The sequence below is a fragment of the Tatumella ptyseos genome (assembly GCF_030552895.1).
In the GTDB taxonomy this organism is placed as follows: domain Bacteria; phylum Pseudomonadota; class Gammaproteobacteria; order Enterobacterales; family Enterobacteriaceae; genus Rosenbergiella; species Rosenbergiella ptyseos_A.
The window spans coordinates 1,532,609-1,548,048 of sequence record NZ_CP130649.1; the positions used below are offsets into that span (position 1 = coordinate 1,532,609).

The 15,440-nt window shown below is 47.5% G+C and carries 12 protein-coding genes; 4 read left to right on the forward strand and 8 right to left on the reverse strand.

Features of this window, described 5'->3' with window-relative positions:
- Window positions 1-38: 38 nt before the first annotated feature.
- Complete coding sequence (gene mqo / locus QJR74_RS07220; RefSeq protein WP_304373861.1) at window positions 39-1,679, reverse strand: malate dehydrogenase (quinone); 1,641 nt, start codon at window positions 1,677-1,679, stop codon at window positions 39-41.
- Window positions 1,680-1,944: 265 nt separating this feature from the next.
- Complete coding sequence (locus QJR74_RS07225; RefSeq protein ID WP_304373862.1) at window positions 1,945-3,150, reverse strand: MFS transporter; 1,206 nt, start codon at window positions 3,148-3,150, stop codon at window positions 1,945-1,947.
- Between the two features lie 238 nt (window positions 3,151-3,388).
- Here QJR74_RS07225 and QJR74_RS07230 point away from each other — a divergent pair, with 238 nt between their 5' ends.
- Window positions 3,389-4,738: a carbohydrate porin gene (locus tag QJR74_RS07230; protein WP_304373863.1), complete on the forward strand. Its 1,350-nt coding sequence runs from the start codon at window positions 3,389-3,391 to the stop codon at window positions 4,736-4,738.
- Between the two features lie 36 nt (window positions 4,739-4,774).
- Here QJR74_RS07230 and fhuB read toward each other — a convergent pair whose 3' ends face one another.
- Genes fhuB through fhuF form a run of 4 tightly spaced genes read right to left on the reverse strand, consistent with a single transcriptional unit; the run spans window position 4,775 to window position 9,070 of the window.
- Entirely contained in the window at window positions 4,775-6,700 is a 1,926-nt protein-coding gene (gene fhuB / locus QJR74_RS07235; protein WP_304373864.1) for a Fe(3+)-hydroxamate ABC transporter permease FhuB, read from the reverse strand.
- Window positions 6,693-7,646 carry an ABC transporter substrate-binding protein gene (locus tag QJR74_RS07240; protein WP_304373865.1) on the reverse strand — a complete coding sequence of 318 codons (954 nt, stop codon included), beginning with the start codon at window positions 7,644-7,646 and terminating at the stop codon, window positions 6,693-6,695. Before QJR74_RS07240 ends, fhuB begins: the two co-directional genes overlap by 8 nt.
- The gene (locus QJR74_RS07245) at window positions 7,585-8,385 is read right to left on the reverse strand and encodes an ATP-binding cassette domain-containing protein (RefSeq protein WP_304373866.1); all 801 of its coding nucleotides are present in this window, start codon (window positions 8,383-8,385) and stop codon (window positions 7,585-7,587) included. Before QJR74_RS07245 ends, QJR74_RS07240 begins: the two co-directional genes overlap by 62 nt.
- A gap of 10 nt (window positions 8,386-8,395) precedes the next feature.
- On the reverse strand, window positions 8,396-9,070 hold the full coding sequence (fhuF, locus tag QJR74_RS07250; RefSeq protein ID WP_304373867.1) for a siderophore-iron reductase FhuF: 675 nt from the start codon (window positions 9,068-9,070) through the stop codon (window positions 8,396-8,398).
- A gap of 128 nt (window positions 9,071-9,198) precedes the next feature.
- On the opposite strand from fhuF, the gene QJR74_RS07255 reads away from it, so the two are divergent.
- Genes QJR74_RS07255 through QJR74_RS07265 form a run of 3 tightly spaced genes read left to right on the forward strand, consistent with a single transcriptional unit; the run spans window position 9,199 to window position 13,735 of the window.
- A complete protein-coding gene (locus QJR74_RS07255) occupies window positions 9,199-11,421 on the forward strand; it encodes a TonB-dependent receptor (protein WP_304373868.1) in 2,223 nt (740 codons plus the stop codon).
- A 49-nt stretch (window positions 11,422-11,470) separates the two neighbouring features.
- Complete coding sequence (locus QJR74_RS07260) at window positions 11,471-13,099, forward strand: multidrug ABC transporter permease/ATP-binding protein (protein ID WP_304373869.1); 1,629 nt, start codon at window positions 11,471-11,473, stop codon at window positions 13,097-13,099.
- 12 nt (window positions 13,100-13,111) lie between these two features.
- Window positions 13,112-13,735 (forward strand): alpha/beta hydrolase, encoded by a 624-nt coding sequence (locus tag QJR74_RS07265; protein WP_304373870.1) that lies wholly within the window; start codon window positions 13,112-13,114, stop codon window positions 13,733-13,735.
- 42 nt (window positions 13,736-13,777) lie between these two features.
- Here the strand turns inward: QJR74_RS07265 and QJR74_RS07270 are convergent, their stop codons facing one another.
- Entirely contained in the window at window positions 13,778-14,413 is a 636-nt protein-coding gene (locus QJR74_RS07270) for a carbonic anhydrase (protein ID WP_304373871.1), read from the reverse strand.
- 80 nt (window positions 14,414-14,493) lie between these two features.
- A complete protein-coding gene (gene glsB, locus QJR74_RS07275; RefSeq protein WP_441007639.1) occupies window positions 14,494-15,417 on the reverse strand; it encodes a glutaminase B in 924 nt (307 codons plus the stop codon).
- Window positions 15,418-15,440 lie beyond the last annotated feature (23 nt).

Sequence of the window (15,440 nt, forward strand, 5' to 3'; positions counted from 1 at the left end):
ATACTCCCTTCAGCTGTTAGGCTGAAGGGAGTTGTGGTTTACAGCGCCATATCTCGATTCGGGGTAGACGTCGTCGAGGCAGGAGCCGGAGTACTTGTTGGCGTAGACATCTGAATACGCGGAGGAGGGGTTAACTGTAATACTTCAGCAGTGTGGTCCCAGACTTGTTGCGCTAAAGCTGGATCGTTATTGAGTTTCTGACCGTAACTCGGTACCACTTGTTTGATACGCGCTTGCCATTGCGGTGTTTTGACCTGTTGCGGGAACAGTTTCTCGATCACATTTAGCATGATAGGTGCCGCAGTAGAGGCCCCCGGTGATGCACCCAGCAGCGCAGCAATGGTCTTCTGTTGGTCGGTGACAATCTCAGTACCGAGTTTCAAGACACCGCCTTTCTCAGCATCTTTTTTGACAATTTGCACGCGTTGACCCGCTTGCCATAGTTTCCAATCAGACTGTTTTGCTTCTGGGAAATACTCTTTCAAGGCGTTAAAACGGTCTTCATCAGATAACATAACTTGACCGATCAAGTATTTCACTAAGTCGAAGTTATCCACGCCAACATGCGCCATTGGCATGACATTATGGGTAGTGGTTGCACTAAACAGATCTAACAAGGAGCCGTTCTTCAAATATTTGGTTGAGAAAGTGGCGAAAGGTCCGAAAAGTACCACTTTTTTACCGTCTAAATAACGGGTATCTAAGTGAGGAACAGACATTGGTGGGGCACCTACTGATGCTTGGCCGTAGACCTTAGCAGTATGCTGAGCAGTAATCGCTGGATTTTCGGTTACCAAGAATGATCCCCCTACTGGGAATCCACCGTAGTTTTCAGCTTCTGGGATGCCGGTTTTTTGTAAGAGTTTCAGGGAAGCACCGCCAGCACCAATGAAGACATATTTAGCATGAATGCTGTGTTTCTCACCGGTGGAACGGTTCTCGACAGTCACTAACCAAGAGTTATCGTCTTCACGGGTAAACTCGGTCACTTGAGTAGAAAGCTCTAGGGTAAAGCCAGGTTGTTTCTGTAATGTGCGAACCAATTGACGCGTGATTTCGCCATAGTTTACGTCTGTACCGAGCGGGGTCCAAGTTGCCGCAACTTTCTGCGCCGGATCACGCCCCTCGATAATTAATGGCGCCCACTTCTTAATCTGCTGTTGATCGGTGGAGAACTGCATACCTTGGAAAAGAGGGCTTTTTTGCAGTGCTGCATAGCGACGCGTTAAATAGTCGACATTTTTATCGCCCCACACAAAACTCATATGTGGCGTAGAATTAATGAAGCTGCGTGGTTGTTGCAGGGTTCCTAATTGTACTTGAGACGCCCAAAACTGGCGGGAGATCATGAAAGCTTCGTTGATTTCGATCGCTTTAGTTATATCGATCGATCCATCTTCACGTTGCGGCGTATAGTTCAACTCCATGTTAGCAGAGTGGCCCGTGCCAGCATTATTCCAGCCATTGGAAGACTCTTCTGCCACACCGTCTAAGCGCTCAACCATCGTCTGTTTCCATTCTGGTTGCAACTCGTGTAACCAGGTCCCTAACGATGCACTCATAATGCCACCACCGATGAGTAGAACATCGGTATTTTCGGTACGTGCTTGTGCGGTATGAGTAAAGAGTGATGCGGCGATCAGCGATAAACTGAATACCGATTTTTTGAAGTGTTGCATAACTAACCCTGATAAGAAACTAACCAATAGTGTGACCGATTTTAAACAATTTATTTATAATTGTTAATAACCTTTAAACAATTTTTACCAAGTAATCCTAATCAAATCAGTGATATAACACTACTAAATGTAGTGTTATTCTGAGAGAAACGTCGCAATACTCACAATAAAAAAATAAAGAATAGTTGAGCTTTTAATTAAAATTAACTTACTGAAATCGGTACCTAACAAGTATTTTTCTGCTTTTAGGCCAATGTTATAAATATTATTCACATGACTTCGGTATAGGAGTACGTCTCAACACTTGGTAAAATACGGCAACATTCATTAGCATTATCAACGCCGAGAAAGTGAAGACCCATTCCATTCCGAATAAAGATGAAGTGACCGCGCCAAGCATCGGACCAAAAACATTCCCTAAGTTCATAAAAGATTGATTATAACCAAATAAGCGTCCCGATACGGCAGTAGAGGAACAGGCTATGATTAAGGACTGAATCGCAGGAAACATCGCGCCATCGGCAAAGCCAATCAATAATCTGGTGAGAGAAAATTGCCACACTGTTGCCACCCAAGTGGTCGCCAGTAAGAATAGGGTGAAGAGTAATGAAGCGATAACAATCACCCATTGAGCGCCATATTTATCACTGATCCTTCCCCATAAAGGTGCAGTAATCAATGCAGAAAACCCGGGTAAGGCTGCAATAAATCCACTCATAAAAGCTAAGTTATCGCGACTAGGGGCTAAATGCTCTACGTAGAGATACAGTATGGGATTGACAGAACCATTACAGAGTTGCACAACGAGGGTGGAGCAGAGTAAACAGAGAATTAATGGTTTAGCCGGCAGTGTCGACCAAAATCCTTGAGCACCCGTTACATGGCGTTTAGGTAGCGTATCCCTAGGAGACTCTTTTACCAAGAATAGCGTAACAAAAGTACTCACCACCAAAAGTCCGGTTGTGACGAAAAATACGGGTCGCAGACCAATATGATCCGCTAAGTATCCTCCAAGTAGTGGGCCGCAAAGAAATCCACTAATTTGTGCCGTCGATAACATACTTAAGGCAAATCCACTACGGCCCTTGGGTGCTTGGCTAGCAATTAAGGCCATTGCATTAGGTATATAACCAGAAGCTAGTCCCATGATGCCGCGAAACAGACACAGCTGCCACACAGATTGCGCTAACCCTTGGCAAACGATAGCAATAGCCATTCCCACTGCGGCACGAATAAGCATCAGTTTACGGCCGCGCTTATCCGCTAATTTCCCCCAGAGTGGTGAAACGATTGCTGAGACTAAAAAAGTCATACTGAAGGCGACGCCAGACCACAGAGTGAGCTGCGCTGTGGTGTAGTGCCCCAGTTGCGAAATATAGAGCGGAAGAAAAGGGAGTAACTGACTGGTACCGAGTCCAGTGATGAAACATCCCAGCCATAGTGAAACTAGATTTTTCTGCCAAGGGGTCATGAGGCTGCCATTATCAGAGCAAACAGTAAATTTCTTATTGAAGGACTAGGGTATAGCAGCTTGGCTAACTTTTCATTAGCCAAAAATGATCTTTATCAAATGTACGAGAGAGAGGTGTGATTACTTATTGCTATGGTTCACCCATTTCGATAAAAGAGATTTGTCAGGTTGTATTCAAGCGGGTGGGAAAAACCCGAATCACTTTACAGAGAGTCCATGATGGACTTGGAGAAAATGCATGGAAGCAAAACCGCTATACGGTTGGTTATTTGTCGCCGGAATTTCGATCTCAGCCTCAGTTACCGCCGCGCCGTTCAATCCTACAGTGCTGGGTTTTGAAGCGCCTCCAGAACAAGGTTTGTTGGGGGATATGCTCGGTTTAAGACCTCGGCTTACGCAAGATGGATTTAACTATAATTTAGGTTACTTATCGCAGACCGCCAGTAATTTGCACGGTGGTGATGACTCGCGACACAAAACCGCTTACATCGATCAGTTCGCTTTAACCTTCACTCAACACCTCGAATCCTTAACTGGTATCCCCGGCGCGGTTATCGAGGGAAATATTGTCAATCGTAACCACAATGAAAACCTAGCAACACAACGCTTACAAAATAAGTCCGTGCCAATGACTGATTTAGCGCAGGAAAGTTGGGGCGGTCAATCCATCACTCGTCTCGGCTGGTTAACGGCTGGAAGAACCTTTTTTGATGGAGATCTCTTTTGGCGCGTGGGACTCATGAACAAAGTCCAAGTTTTTGATCAAGCTATTCCCTGTGATTTCCAAATCCTTTCGTTATGCGGCGGAAAGTCGGCTTACTCCATGATTTGGAATAACTGGAACGTTCATACCTGGGGAACCAGTGTTGAATGGAAAGCCACGCCAGAACTGGCAATTAAAGTCGCCTTAATGGAACAAAACTCTCAAGCTGCAAGCCGTGGCCATGCGTGGAGTGTATCCACGCAACACAGTAAAGGTGTGATTTTACCGATAGAAGCAGAGTGGAAAACAACGGTTAATCAGTTACCCGGTATCTATACGCTGGGCTTGAGCTGGACGAATTCCGAGCAAACCCACCTTGCTCGTGGGGTGAGTCAGTATTGGGGAGCCAGTGATCCGAATGGCTATGCAAAAACCCATAACTCCTATTACTTATGGGCGGCCGCAAACCAGCAAGTTACTCGCCATCACAACGATCCTTTACGTGGAATGAGTGTATCGGCCAGTTTGGGGCTAGGTGATAAGCGAACAATCCGCCTACCTGTAGTAGGTTCAGTCTCCGCACGCTACCGCGGAATGTTTGACGCGCGTCCTAACGATTGGATTGGACTGGGGGTCAGTTATGTGAAAGTAGGGAGTTGGGCTAATAGGGACCAGCAGCAACAACAGGACATAGCCACTGCGCAGAATATCGAAGGCTATTGGCCTCTCGGCAGTTCTGCGGTGAATACTGAATTATTCTATCGTTTCCAAGTGACGCCTTGGTTCCAATTACAGCCAAGCTTACAATATTGGCATAATCCCGGTGCGGTGAGCGATACCCCTGATGCATGGGTTATGGGTCTAAAAACTACCGTCACCTTTTAACTTCCACGCTAGCCCTAACCGGGCTAGCCTTTATGTTTAACGCCGACGATACAGTAGCCATAATAATCCAGGGGCACCCAAAATAACGGCGACAATACCCGCAGGAATTTGAAAAGGCCACATCACCATCCGACCTATAAAATCTGCGGCTAGCATCAATAATGCGCCGCAGATAACGCTGATACTAAGAGAATGCCCAAAACGATAAATTCCTAAATGCCGAGCCGCTTGTGGGGCGAGTAGGCCTACAAAGCTCATTGGGCCCAGTAGCAGTGTTGCCCCTGCGCTCAACGCTGCACACCATATAATTAATAACGTGGTACTCCAACGCAGTGATAAACCTCGTGATGACGCCACGGTTTTGCCCAAGGGTAATAAGGTTAACCAACGCGTGAAAAGTAAACTAATCGGTAGGCTGAGGAGTAAAGCACCGAGAGCAGCCAGGGCTTTCTGTGGCGTCGCACCCCAAGTAGAACCCGATAACCAGCTAATAATGACACTACTATTCGGTGCGCCTGAAGCGAGAAACAGCGTAATTAATGCCAGGGAAAATGCGCCCAATGCCGTTCCTACTAGTAGAATTTTTGAGGTCTGATCACTGGCGTTCAGGGCAAATAAAATGATTACCACTAAACTTATCACCGCTCCCAGTGCGGCGACAGGGAATAGTAACAGACCACTTGCATTGGGCATCAGCACTAACAGTAACACTACAGCGCAGGCCGCACCGCTGTTTATGCCTAATACTTCAGGACTTGCCAGAGGATTACTGGTTAAACGTTGTAAAATGACCCCAGCGCTAGCGAGTAAGCCGCCACAGCCTAGGGCCATTAACGCCCGAGGCCAGCGTAAATTAAAGGGATCACTTAACGTTATTTGCCAGCTTTGTGGCGTATGCGTCAGGGTAAATGCTAAAAAGAAGAGTCCTAGCGTCGTGATAATCAGTAACCCCTTAATACTCTTGGCGAGTCGAAGGGCTTTCACAGCAGAGTTGCCCAAAGCTGGCGGATGCGGAAAACGCGCTTTAATTATAATGAACAACATCACCGGTATACCGATAATTGCGGTAATATTTCCTGCACTGATTTGCCAGTTAAATGCCTCGGCAGCTAACGCTAATTGATCACAAAATAACAAGAGCCCTGCACCAAAACCCATTCCTAGCAGCATACTCTTTCTCAAGGATAAACGTGGAAAGAGGCGGGTTATCTGCGGAGCAAATAGGCCAATAAAACTCATTAAGCCGACCAGGCTAACCGTCCAGGCGGCTAATAACGCCATGATGGCAAGTGCGAATAATCTATATAGCCGGCTATTACCGCCTAAACTATCTACCACTTCATCAGATAATTTAAGTAAGGTGAGGGCGCGTGCGCTGACAAAGGTCAATAACGCAACAAGCAGTAAAACGGGGAGCAATTGATTGACGACCGACCAATCATTTTGCGCTAAATTACCACTATTCCAGATAAAGAGTGATTGCATTTGTTCATGATGGAATAAAACCAGTCCATTCTGTAAAGCAGAACAAAAAAGCCCGATCACCATTCCTGTCAAGAGTAGGGTCAAGGGTGACATGCCGCGGTGGCGGCTTAACGCGTAGATGATGGCTGTAGTGAGAAACCCGCCGGTTAGCGCGAAACTTTGACTCATCCAAGGGGATAATCCTGCAAATAAGGCGAGCGTGGTACCCAATTGAGCACCGGAAGCAATACCTAAAGTAGCAGGCTCAGCCAGTGGGTTTTTCAACACCAGTTGCGCTAACAGCCCACAAAGCCCTAATGCTGCACCCGCTAATAAAGCGACCGTTATCCGTGGCAAATAGCTTTGAGACCAAAGCAGTGCCGCCATCCCTGGTTGGGTTGCAGAAGAGCTGAACAAATGCTGGGTGTTCCATCCGATAAGCAGGAGAGTAATTAAAAATAGCAGGGTAAATGTGACTCCCACTCGTCGTTTAGTCATACCATTTTCCTGACAAATGAAGAAGTTGTTCAGTAAAGCGTAAAGCGGCCTGAAGTCCGCCGTACATCCAAGCCCCCTCTACCTGATAATGATTATGCTGTTGCATGAAGGGCATTTTCTGCCAAAGGCCTGATTGGGGGGCAGCACCAGTCGCGCCACGTTCACCGTGCATAAACTCAATCGCAATATCCGTCTTGGTGGGGTAAAGTTGTTCGACCCCTATCACTGCGCTTCCCCACATGTTTGCACTACCTTGCCATGCACACTGAAGCCCTAAGTCATTTAATACTTCACCAAATAGACTAGTCGGTGACATTACTAATACTTGGCGTGGACTCAGAAAACTATAAAGTAAAATGCGCTTTCCTTGATGAGGTTCTAGCAGCTGGTGCGCAAGTGTCATCTTCTCCTGCCAATGCGCCAACGTACGCTTCGCAAAGGCTTCACGATCGAGGTGCTGACCAAGCTGTAGCAAATTATCGTGCGCAACACTAAGAATTTTCTTGCCGGGCAATGTAAAGGGATAGCGAATTACCTCGCCGAATTGTTTTAACGTTGCTTCCGGTAAAGCGGAATAATAGGGCAGAATCATGATGTCTGGGCGCAGCTGAGCTAAAAGCTCCATATTCGGCTCATTACGCAGTCCAAGCTCTATCGTTGCTGCAGGAAGTGACGGTGTCACAACCCATTGGCGATAGTTAGGGATATCACTGACCGCGTAGGGCTGCAAACCTACTCCATCGATAAGCTCGACGGCAGTCCAATCCAGCGCGGCAATTCGCGGTTGTCGCGGAGTCGCCGCGCGCAGTGTAGGGGAGAGGCTTGCGGCTAAGCTAAGGCCGATGCCGCATTGCAGTAAACGCCGCCGCGTGAAAAGAGTGGAGTTATTTGACATAGCTAATAGGCGGTAACTGAGGATCAGGGTGAGTGACACCCATTGGAACATGGTAAATCGCGGAAAGTTGCTCGGCAGTCATCAAGGCTTGTGCGTCACCTTTAAATAGGGTTTGCCCCTGCCGTAGCGCAACAAACTCGTCGCAAAATCGTGCGGCCATATTAATATCATGCAGCACCATGATTACCGTAAGATTGCGGGTACGGGACAGGTCATGAATAACCTGTAGCACCTCTTTTTGGTGAGCGATATCGAGCGCTGAGGTGGGTTCATCTAACAATAAGCAATGACTCGCTTGGACCACGCACATCGCTAGCCATGCCCGCTGCCGCTCACCACCAGAAAGTTGCTCAACAAGGTGGTTACTTGCCCACTCTAAATCGACACTACGAATAGCCTCATCTACCGATGCCCTATCGTCAACACTCACCCTTTTCAGCGCACCATGCCAAGCGTAGCGACCTAAGGTAACTAATTCTCTGACGGTCATACCTTCAGCCGGCGGTAATTGCTGCGGTAAATACGCCACATGGCGGGCAAATTCACGGGATGGCCAACTCGCTACAGGCTTTTTCTGCCAGAGAATTTCACCTGTGTGATGGGTATTTTGACGGCTCAGTAAATTCAGTAGAGTCGACTTACCTGACCCATTGTGGCCAATCAGTCCCGTCACTCGGCTGGGGGTGAAAGTATGGGTTACAGGCTGCAAAATTTGACGCCCCGCGATCTGCACTGCCGCGTCACGCAGCTCAAACAGCGGTACCGACGCGCTAGGTCTTACATTGTTCACAATCTTTCCATTAAAGTTTTGAAGTGGGGCAGCGATCAAGTGGGCAGGAATGACACAACTCATTATCCAAATGAAAGCGCATACAACAGTGGCGTCGCTGCATTATCGCGGGCTTATCAGCCTGGTCAAGCATAATGAATGGTTGATAGAGACGATTTCGCTCGCCATTTTCTAAGTGCGTCGCCGCGAATAAGTCTTGTAACAGCTGTGTAGAAACCTTTTTCTGTGCCGCTCGCCGCATACTTTGGTGCAAACGCACGGCCGCGTTACTCCAAAATAACGCTAAAGGATGGCCCGACACACCCGCAAGGGTCGTACAGACTGGCGAGATAAAGCCTGTGATAAGCTGAGTAAGGGCTTGTTGTTGGGCGACTTCGCTCTGGGCGAAGAGAGAAAGATGACTGACCGATATCTGTTCGGGGAATCCTTGGTGATTAAGCGAGAAGCTACCTGTCCATTGCCACAGAGGATATACACGCTGTTCCACCAGTAATTGTTCGCCCCAAGACAATAGTGAGCCGGCGAAAAACCATTGAGACCATTTGGAAAGCCATGCCAGTTGTTGTGGTGATCGGTAGGAATTCCACTCCTGTGGCAATATGGCACGAAAGTTCTCCCCATAACGAAGAGTGGCTAGGGGATACTCAGTTGGCAGTGCCTTGGCAATAGGGGCTGCTCTAGACATTCTCTCGCTCGTACATCAGGAAATTGATCAATAGTAATGCAAATGAGAGATATTTGCATTACTATTGTCGGAATTTTGTAAGCAACCATGTACATGCTAACACTAACTCTATGAAAATTGGACTCCTAATGCCTCAGTGGTTACCGACCTATCCTCAACATCGCCTTGCTCAGGCAATTTCTTTAAGTCTCTTGCCTATAACTTTCATGGTACAAGCGGCCACTTCCCCTGAGACGTTGGTGGTTACTGCCACGCCAGCGGCCACAGATAATGCGAATGGCCAGCATCTTATTCCAGCGTTCCTTGATGGTAATATTGCTAATGGTGGACGATTGGGTGCATTAGGCGAACAGAAAGCGCTTGATGTTCCCTTTAATGTCGTGGGTTACACCTCGAAATTAATTGAACATCAACAAGCGAGAAATCTCGCCGATGTGATGAAGAATGATGCCTCAGTTCAGAACGTGAGAGGTTATGGCAACTTCTCGCAGGGTTTTCGTATTCGAGGCTTCGATCTATCAGCCGACGACATTGCACTGGGTGGTCTCTATGGTATTTTGCCTCGTCAAATTTTACCCCTTGAAGCGGTCGAGCGTGTTGAGGTAATTAAAGGCTCTAGCGCCTTCCTCAATGGTGTACCTGCTGCGGGAAGTGGCGTGGGTGGAAACGTAAATATTGAACCCAAACGTGCTGACTCACAACCGACCCAGCGAGTTAGTGTCGATTATACTGGGCGAGGTCAAGCCGGGGTAAGTGCCGACGTCGGACGTCGTTTCGGTGACAACGAGCAATTTGGGGTGAGGGCCAATGTTGTGCATCGTGAGGGCGAAACCCAAATTCATAAAGAGCGTGATCGTACTACCGGCGCTTTCCTAGGGCTGGACTATCATGGCGAAAAGTTAGAGAGTTCATTAGATTTGGGCTATGTTAAATCCACCATTCACCATGGCCGTGTGGGGATTCGGCTCAATGCAGTGAATAGTGTGATTACCCTGCCTAGTGTACCAAGTGTCCCCGATAACCGTACCAATTATAGCTCTGCGTGGAATTACGCCGATCTTGAAAGTCGCTATGTGATGATGAAAAACGACTATCACCTTAACGATCAATGGGTCGCTTACAGTGCCATTGGCAGCAGTCATAACAATGAATGGTCGGCAAGTGGCGCGCCGCTGGTGAGTGATACCGCTGGCCACTCAACCGTGACCCGTTTAACCACCCACTATAAGTCAGATACCACGAGCGGAATGGTTGGACTGCGTGGTAAAGTCAACACTGGGCCTATTAGCCATCAACTGAATATGAATTATTCGGGGATTTATAATCGTAGTGCTAGTGCATACACTATGTCTAGAGCGCAAGACTTCGGCACTATTTATGATCCGCGCCCGCAATCCTCTCCGGCCACATTTTTGACGGGTGGAAATATGGCGAATCCCCATATCCGTAGTAAAAATGTCAATAATGGTATCGCCCTGTCCGACACGTTAGGTTTTTGGCGCGATCGAATTTTGGTCACGGCTGGGGCGCGCTATCAGCATATTGATGTCAGAAACTACAGCTATTTAGGTGTCGAAGATAAGAACGCCGCGCTAAAAGCCCATCGTTGGTCTCCGGTGTATGGCGTGGTCTTCAAAGCGACGGATTGGTTATCGCTTTACGCCAACCACATTGAAGGGTTACAGGCCTCAGGGACTGCGCCGTCAACGACGGCTAACTCGGGTTATATTGTTGGACTCGGCCGGACTCGCCAGAACGAAGTGGGTGTCAAAGTCGAAAAAGGTCGTTTCGGCGGTAATATTGCGTTATTCGATATGCGTCGTCAGGTTGGCTTGACGGGGAGTGATAATGTTTACCGTCTTGCCGGAGAGCAGCGGAATCAAGGCGTAGAGGTCAATGTCTTTGGTGAACCAGTCTTAGGTTGGCGGATAAATGCGGGCTCGACTTGGCTGCGTCCAAAAATGTCTAACGCCAATGGCTATGAGAATAAGCGTTGGGTGAGCTACGATGGTAATGATGCCGTTGGGGTGCCGCGCAATCAATGGACCTTGGGTACCGAGTGGGATATTCCACGTGTAGAAGGGTTAATGGTGCAGGCCAATTTACTTCATACCAGCCGACAATATGTCAATAGTTCGAACACATTACGTATCCCAAGTTGGACCCGTCTTGATATGGGCGTGCAGTACCAAATGCCGATTAAGTCGGCAACCGTCAGCGCTATTACTTGGCGTGCTGGGGTCGAAAACGTCACGAACGAAAAATATTGGGACACCGTTGGCAGCAATAATGGCTATTTAACACAGGGTGATCCCCGTACTTATAAACTCTCTATGAGCCTCGATTTTTAAATCAACGATCTCTCGGGAGTTAACTCCCGAGAGCTAACCTAAGTCAATTATGCAACTACTGAAAACCATTCTGCGCCAGCATAAACTGGCCTTTATCGCGATTATTTTTCTCAATCTATTCAGCGCGGGATTAGGCATCGGGATCATATCTTGGATTAATCATGGACTTTTAGCCGAACACTCCCTCGCACTTGGAATAAGTAAAATGTTGGGCTTACTCATTTTATTATTAGCCACTACGCTTGGCGCTCAGTGGGGCCTGACGACGCTCGGCCACCATTTTATTTGGCGTAAACGTTCGGCAATGATTTGGCAGATGATGAATACGCCAATTGCCACGCTTGAAGCCAAAGGAGAGGGTGAGCTGCTGGCATTGTTAGGGCCTGATATTCGAAATATTACGTTAGCTTTTGTTCGATTACCTGAGCTGATCCAAGGAGTCGTGCTCGCTCTCGTGGCGATTGGCTATCTCGGCTATCTTTCTATTCCTGTTTTATTGATCACGATAGGCTGGTTAGCCGTTACCTTTACTCTCGGCTATAAAATGGTGAGCAAGGTTTATCAGCATATTGCGAAAGTCAGAGGTTATGAGAGTGACTTACAATCGACTTTCCAAGTCGTGATTCATGGCAGAAAAGAGCTGGCATTAAATCCTGCTCGGGCGAAACATTTTTATGATACCCACTATCAGGCGGCAGCCTTGGGGTATAAACAACATATTATTAAGGCAGATAGTTACCATCTCTCGGCAATAAACTGGTCAAACATCATGATGCTCGGGTTAATCGGCGTAATATTTTTACTTGCCGAGACGCAAGGTTGGATATCCATGGCAGTGGCTACCTCCTTCTCGTTAACTATTCTTTTTATGCGTACCCCATTGTTACAAGCAATAGGCGCTTACCCGACATTATTATCCGGGGAGTTGGCCTTTAAGAAAATCAATGAAGTGTTACCACAGAAGCTTTTGCCAGAGCAGCGCGAGGTCCACGAGAAACAAGATAGCTGGCAACGTTTGCAGTGGGATGGCATAACCTGGCAATACCCAGATCAAGGCTTTAAAGTAGGGCCACTGTCCATGACGGTGACACGTGGCGAGACGCTATTTATTATTGGTGCTAACGGGTCAGGAAAGTCGACGCTCAGTTTACTCCTTACCGGCCTCTATCCCCCAGCCGAAGGCCAGGCTTATTGCGATGGTCAACCAATCGATACTAAGAACTTGATGTCCCTGTTCTCAGTGGTCTTCACTAAACCCTATCTTTTTGAAACCGTGTTTATTGAGCCGAGCGACGCTGACTATGCGCTAGCCGATGAGTGGTTGGCGCGCTTACAGCTAACGGATAAGATCAGTATTGATAACCACCAACTTAATACCTTGTCGTTGTCGGCAGGGCAAAGTAAACGCGTAGCGCTGCTGCTTGCTATGGCGGAGAAACGCGATATCCTATTCTTGGACGAGTGGGCTGCAGAACAGGATCCACAGTTTAGGCGCTATTTTTATCGCGAGTTACTCCCGTGGTTGAAAAAACTGGGGAAAACACTATTAATTATCAGTCACGACGATGACTATTTTGATGTCGCCGATCGCGTCTACGAAATGCAACAAGGTCACCTGCGTCTACTGAGCGCAGAAGAGAGTCGCCAGGCGGCTCGTGCCGTGATCTCGCAATCTTAATGAAGGGTTTGAATGAAGAAATTAGTCATTTTATTACACGGTTACGGTAGTGATGGTAACGATCTGAAAGGGCTTGGAGAATTCTGGGCGAACTCACTACCTGACTTACGCTATGCCTCACCTAATGCCCCAGAACCGTGTGAAGCTGGAATAGGGTATCAGTGGTTTAGCTTAGCCAATATTACTCCGCAGAATCGCCAACAACGATTGAATGCTGCACGCCAGGCCGTTGATGAAATTCTTAGCAAAATATTGCAACAACATGATATCGAGGCGACTGAAGATCAGATTGTGTTGGTTGGTTTTTCACAGGGTACAATGATTGCACTCGATATCCTACTGCGCAGCAACTATAACGTTATCGGTGTGGTAGGCTTTTCAGGGAGGCTAATTGAAACGCCTTCACAGGTCCCTGCGACCACTGCTGAAGTCTTGTTAATCCACGGTGAAGCCGATGAAGTTGTTCCCGCGCAAGAGGCACTAAATGCTCAGGCAGCCTTACGCCAGCTCGGTTTTTCTTGCCAAACAATCATTGAGCCGGAACTGGTACATACGATATCAGCGGCAGGGGTTGAGTCCGCGACCCAGTTCCTCGTTGAACGTTTTGGTTGGGAAGACGAAGACGAAGCAGAGTAGTAAAACCGCCCCAAGTCTCAACAATTGACTTGGGGCGTAGAATTATTCGAAGAAAGTCTCAGGGTTGTCCGCTAGGCTCACAAAATGCTCACCATGTCTGTCCAACGCATGAATCTGTCCCGTTTCAATATCATAAACCCAACCGTGAAGATTAATCTTTTTGTTACGCAGCGCAACCGCCACAGAAGGGTGGGTTTTAATATTATTTAACTGAGCGATGACGTTTTCACGAACCATTGCGTTCAGCTTATCTTCAGGCGATGCATACTCATGCTTTTCGACCACGGCTTTTGCCGCATCAGCATAACGCAGCCAATGTTCAACCGCTGGCATGGTATCTAGGCAGGCACAGCTAGCAATGGCTGACATTGCACCGCAGTTAGAGTGACCACAAATGATAATATCGGTAACGCCAAGTGCCATGACCGCATATTCAATGGTCGCTGAAACACCACCAGGCTCAGGACCAAAAGAAGGAACAATGTTACCAGCGTTACGGATAACGAATAACTGCCCAGGTTCCTGTTGAGTCACGAGCTCAGGAACTAAGCGGCTATCAGAACAGGAGATGAAAAGCGCTTTCGGTTTCTGACTTGAAGCAAGACTACGAAAAAGTTCTTCTCTTTCAGGATAAATGTCTTTCTGGAAATTCAAGAAGCCATCAATTATTGTTTTCATACTTATTCCACATAGGTGCAGGTATTAAGGAAAAACGAAAACCTTTAAGGTGTTCGCGTGCTTAACCACAAAAGTCTGTGTTAAAAAACAGAAAAAGCCAATCGATCCGAGATATGTTCTAACACCGCCGTGCCGGCTAATGAATTACCAAACTGGTCAAGAGCGGGTGACCAGACAGCAATACTCATTTTTCCTGGCACGATAGCCACAATCCCGCCACCGACTCCTGATTTTGCAGGTAATCCCACTCGCCAGGCAAACTCACCCGCGGCATTATACATCCCGCTTGTCATCATTAGGGCATTGATATGACTTACTTGTCGATGATTAAGTTCCTGTCTAAACAAAACCTTACATAACTCAGGTGAGATAAGATAGCGAAAGCACCGTGCCAACTCTTCACAGTTCATCGATAGCGCACAGTAATGAAAGTAATTCTCCAATACCGTGTTGACATCATTATGAAAGTTATCGAACGATTTCATTAGCCAAGCGATGGCAGCATTACGGGCGGAATGGGCAAGTTCAGAGCTAGCGACCTGACGATCATAGTGAATATCCTCGACACCACTTAACCGACGAACCAAGGTTAACATCTGTTGGCGCGGTGCAGATAATCGACTTTGTAGCATATCGCAGACCACTAATGCCCCCGCATTAATGAAAGGGTTGCGAGGAATACCTTGTTCCATTTCTAGCTGCACTAATGAGTTAAAGGGCTGACCGGAGGGATCTTTTCCCACTCGTTGCCAAAGGTCTTGCTCTGAATAACGGGTCATCGCCACCGTTAATGACAGTACTTTAGAAATAGATTGGATAGAAAAGCGTTGCGTAGCATCCCCGGCGGTGAGTAATTGTCCATCATGGGTGCACACTGCTACCCCTAACTGGTTTGCAGGAACTTGAGCGAGTGCGGGAATATAGGATGCAACCTGACCTTGGCCTAATAGTGGACGCACCTCATCGAGGATGGATTCAAGAAAAGCATTATCTAAACGCGGCACGACTCGCTCCGATCGCAATTAAA

Excerpts from the sequence above, each read along its gene's own strand:
- QJR74_RS07260 (WP_304373869.1), top strand. The coding sequence starts at position 11,471 with ATGCAACTACTGAAAACCATTCTGCGCCAGCATAAACTGGCCTTTATC.
- fhuF (WP_304373867.1), bottom strand. The coding sequence starts at position 9,070 with ATGTCTAGAGCAGCCCCTATTGCCAAGGCACTGCCAACTGAGTATCCC.
- QJR74_RS07240 (WP_304373865.1), bottom strand. The coding sequence starts at position 7,646 with ATGTTCCAATGGGTGTCACTCACCCTGATCCTCAGTTACCGCCTATTA.
- fhuB (WP_304373864.1), bottom strand. The coding sequence starts at position 6,700 with ATGACTAAACGACGAGTGGGAGTCACATTTACCCTGCTATTTTTAATT.
- QJR74_RS07225 (WP_304373862.1), bottom strand. The coding sequence starts at position 3,150 with ATGACCCCTTGGCAGAAAAATCTAGTTTCACTATGGCTGGGATGTTTC.
- QJR74_RS07255 (WP_304373868.1), top strand. The coding sequence starts at position 9,199 with ATGCCTCAGTGGTTACCGACCTATCCTCAACATCGCCTTGCTCAGGCA.
- mqo (WP_304373861.1), bottom strand. The coding sequence starts at position 1,679 with ATGCAACACTTCAAAAAATCGGTATTCAGTTTATCGCTGATCGCCGCA.
- QJR74_RS07265 (WP_304373870.1), top strand. The coding sequence starts at position 13,112 with ATGAAGAAATTAGTCATTTTATTACACGGTTACGGTAGTGATGGTAAC.
- QJR74_RS07230 (WP_304373863.1), top strand. The coding sequence starts at position 3,389 with ATGGAAGCAAAACCGCTATACGGTTGGTTATTTGTCGCCGGAATTTCG.
- QJR74_RS07270 (WP_304373871.1), bottom strand. The coding sequence starts at position 14,413 with ATGAAAACAATAATTGATGGCTTCTTGAATTTCCAGAAAGACATTTAT.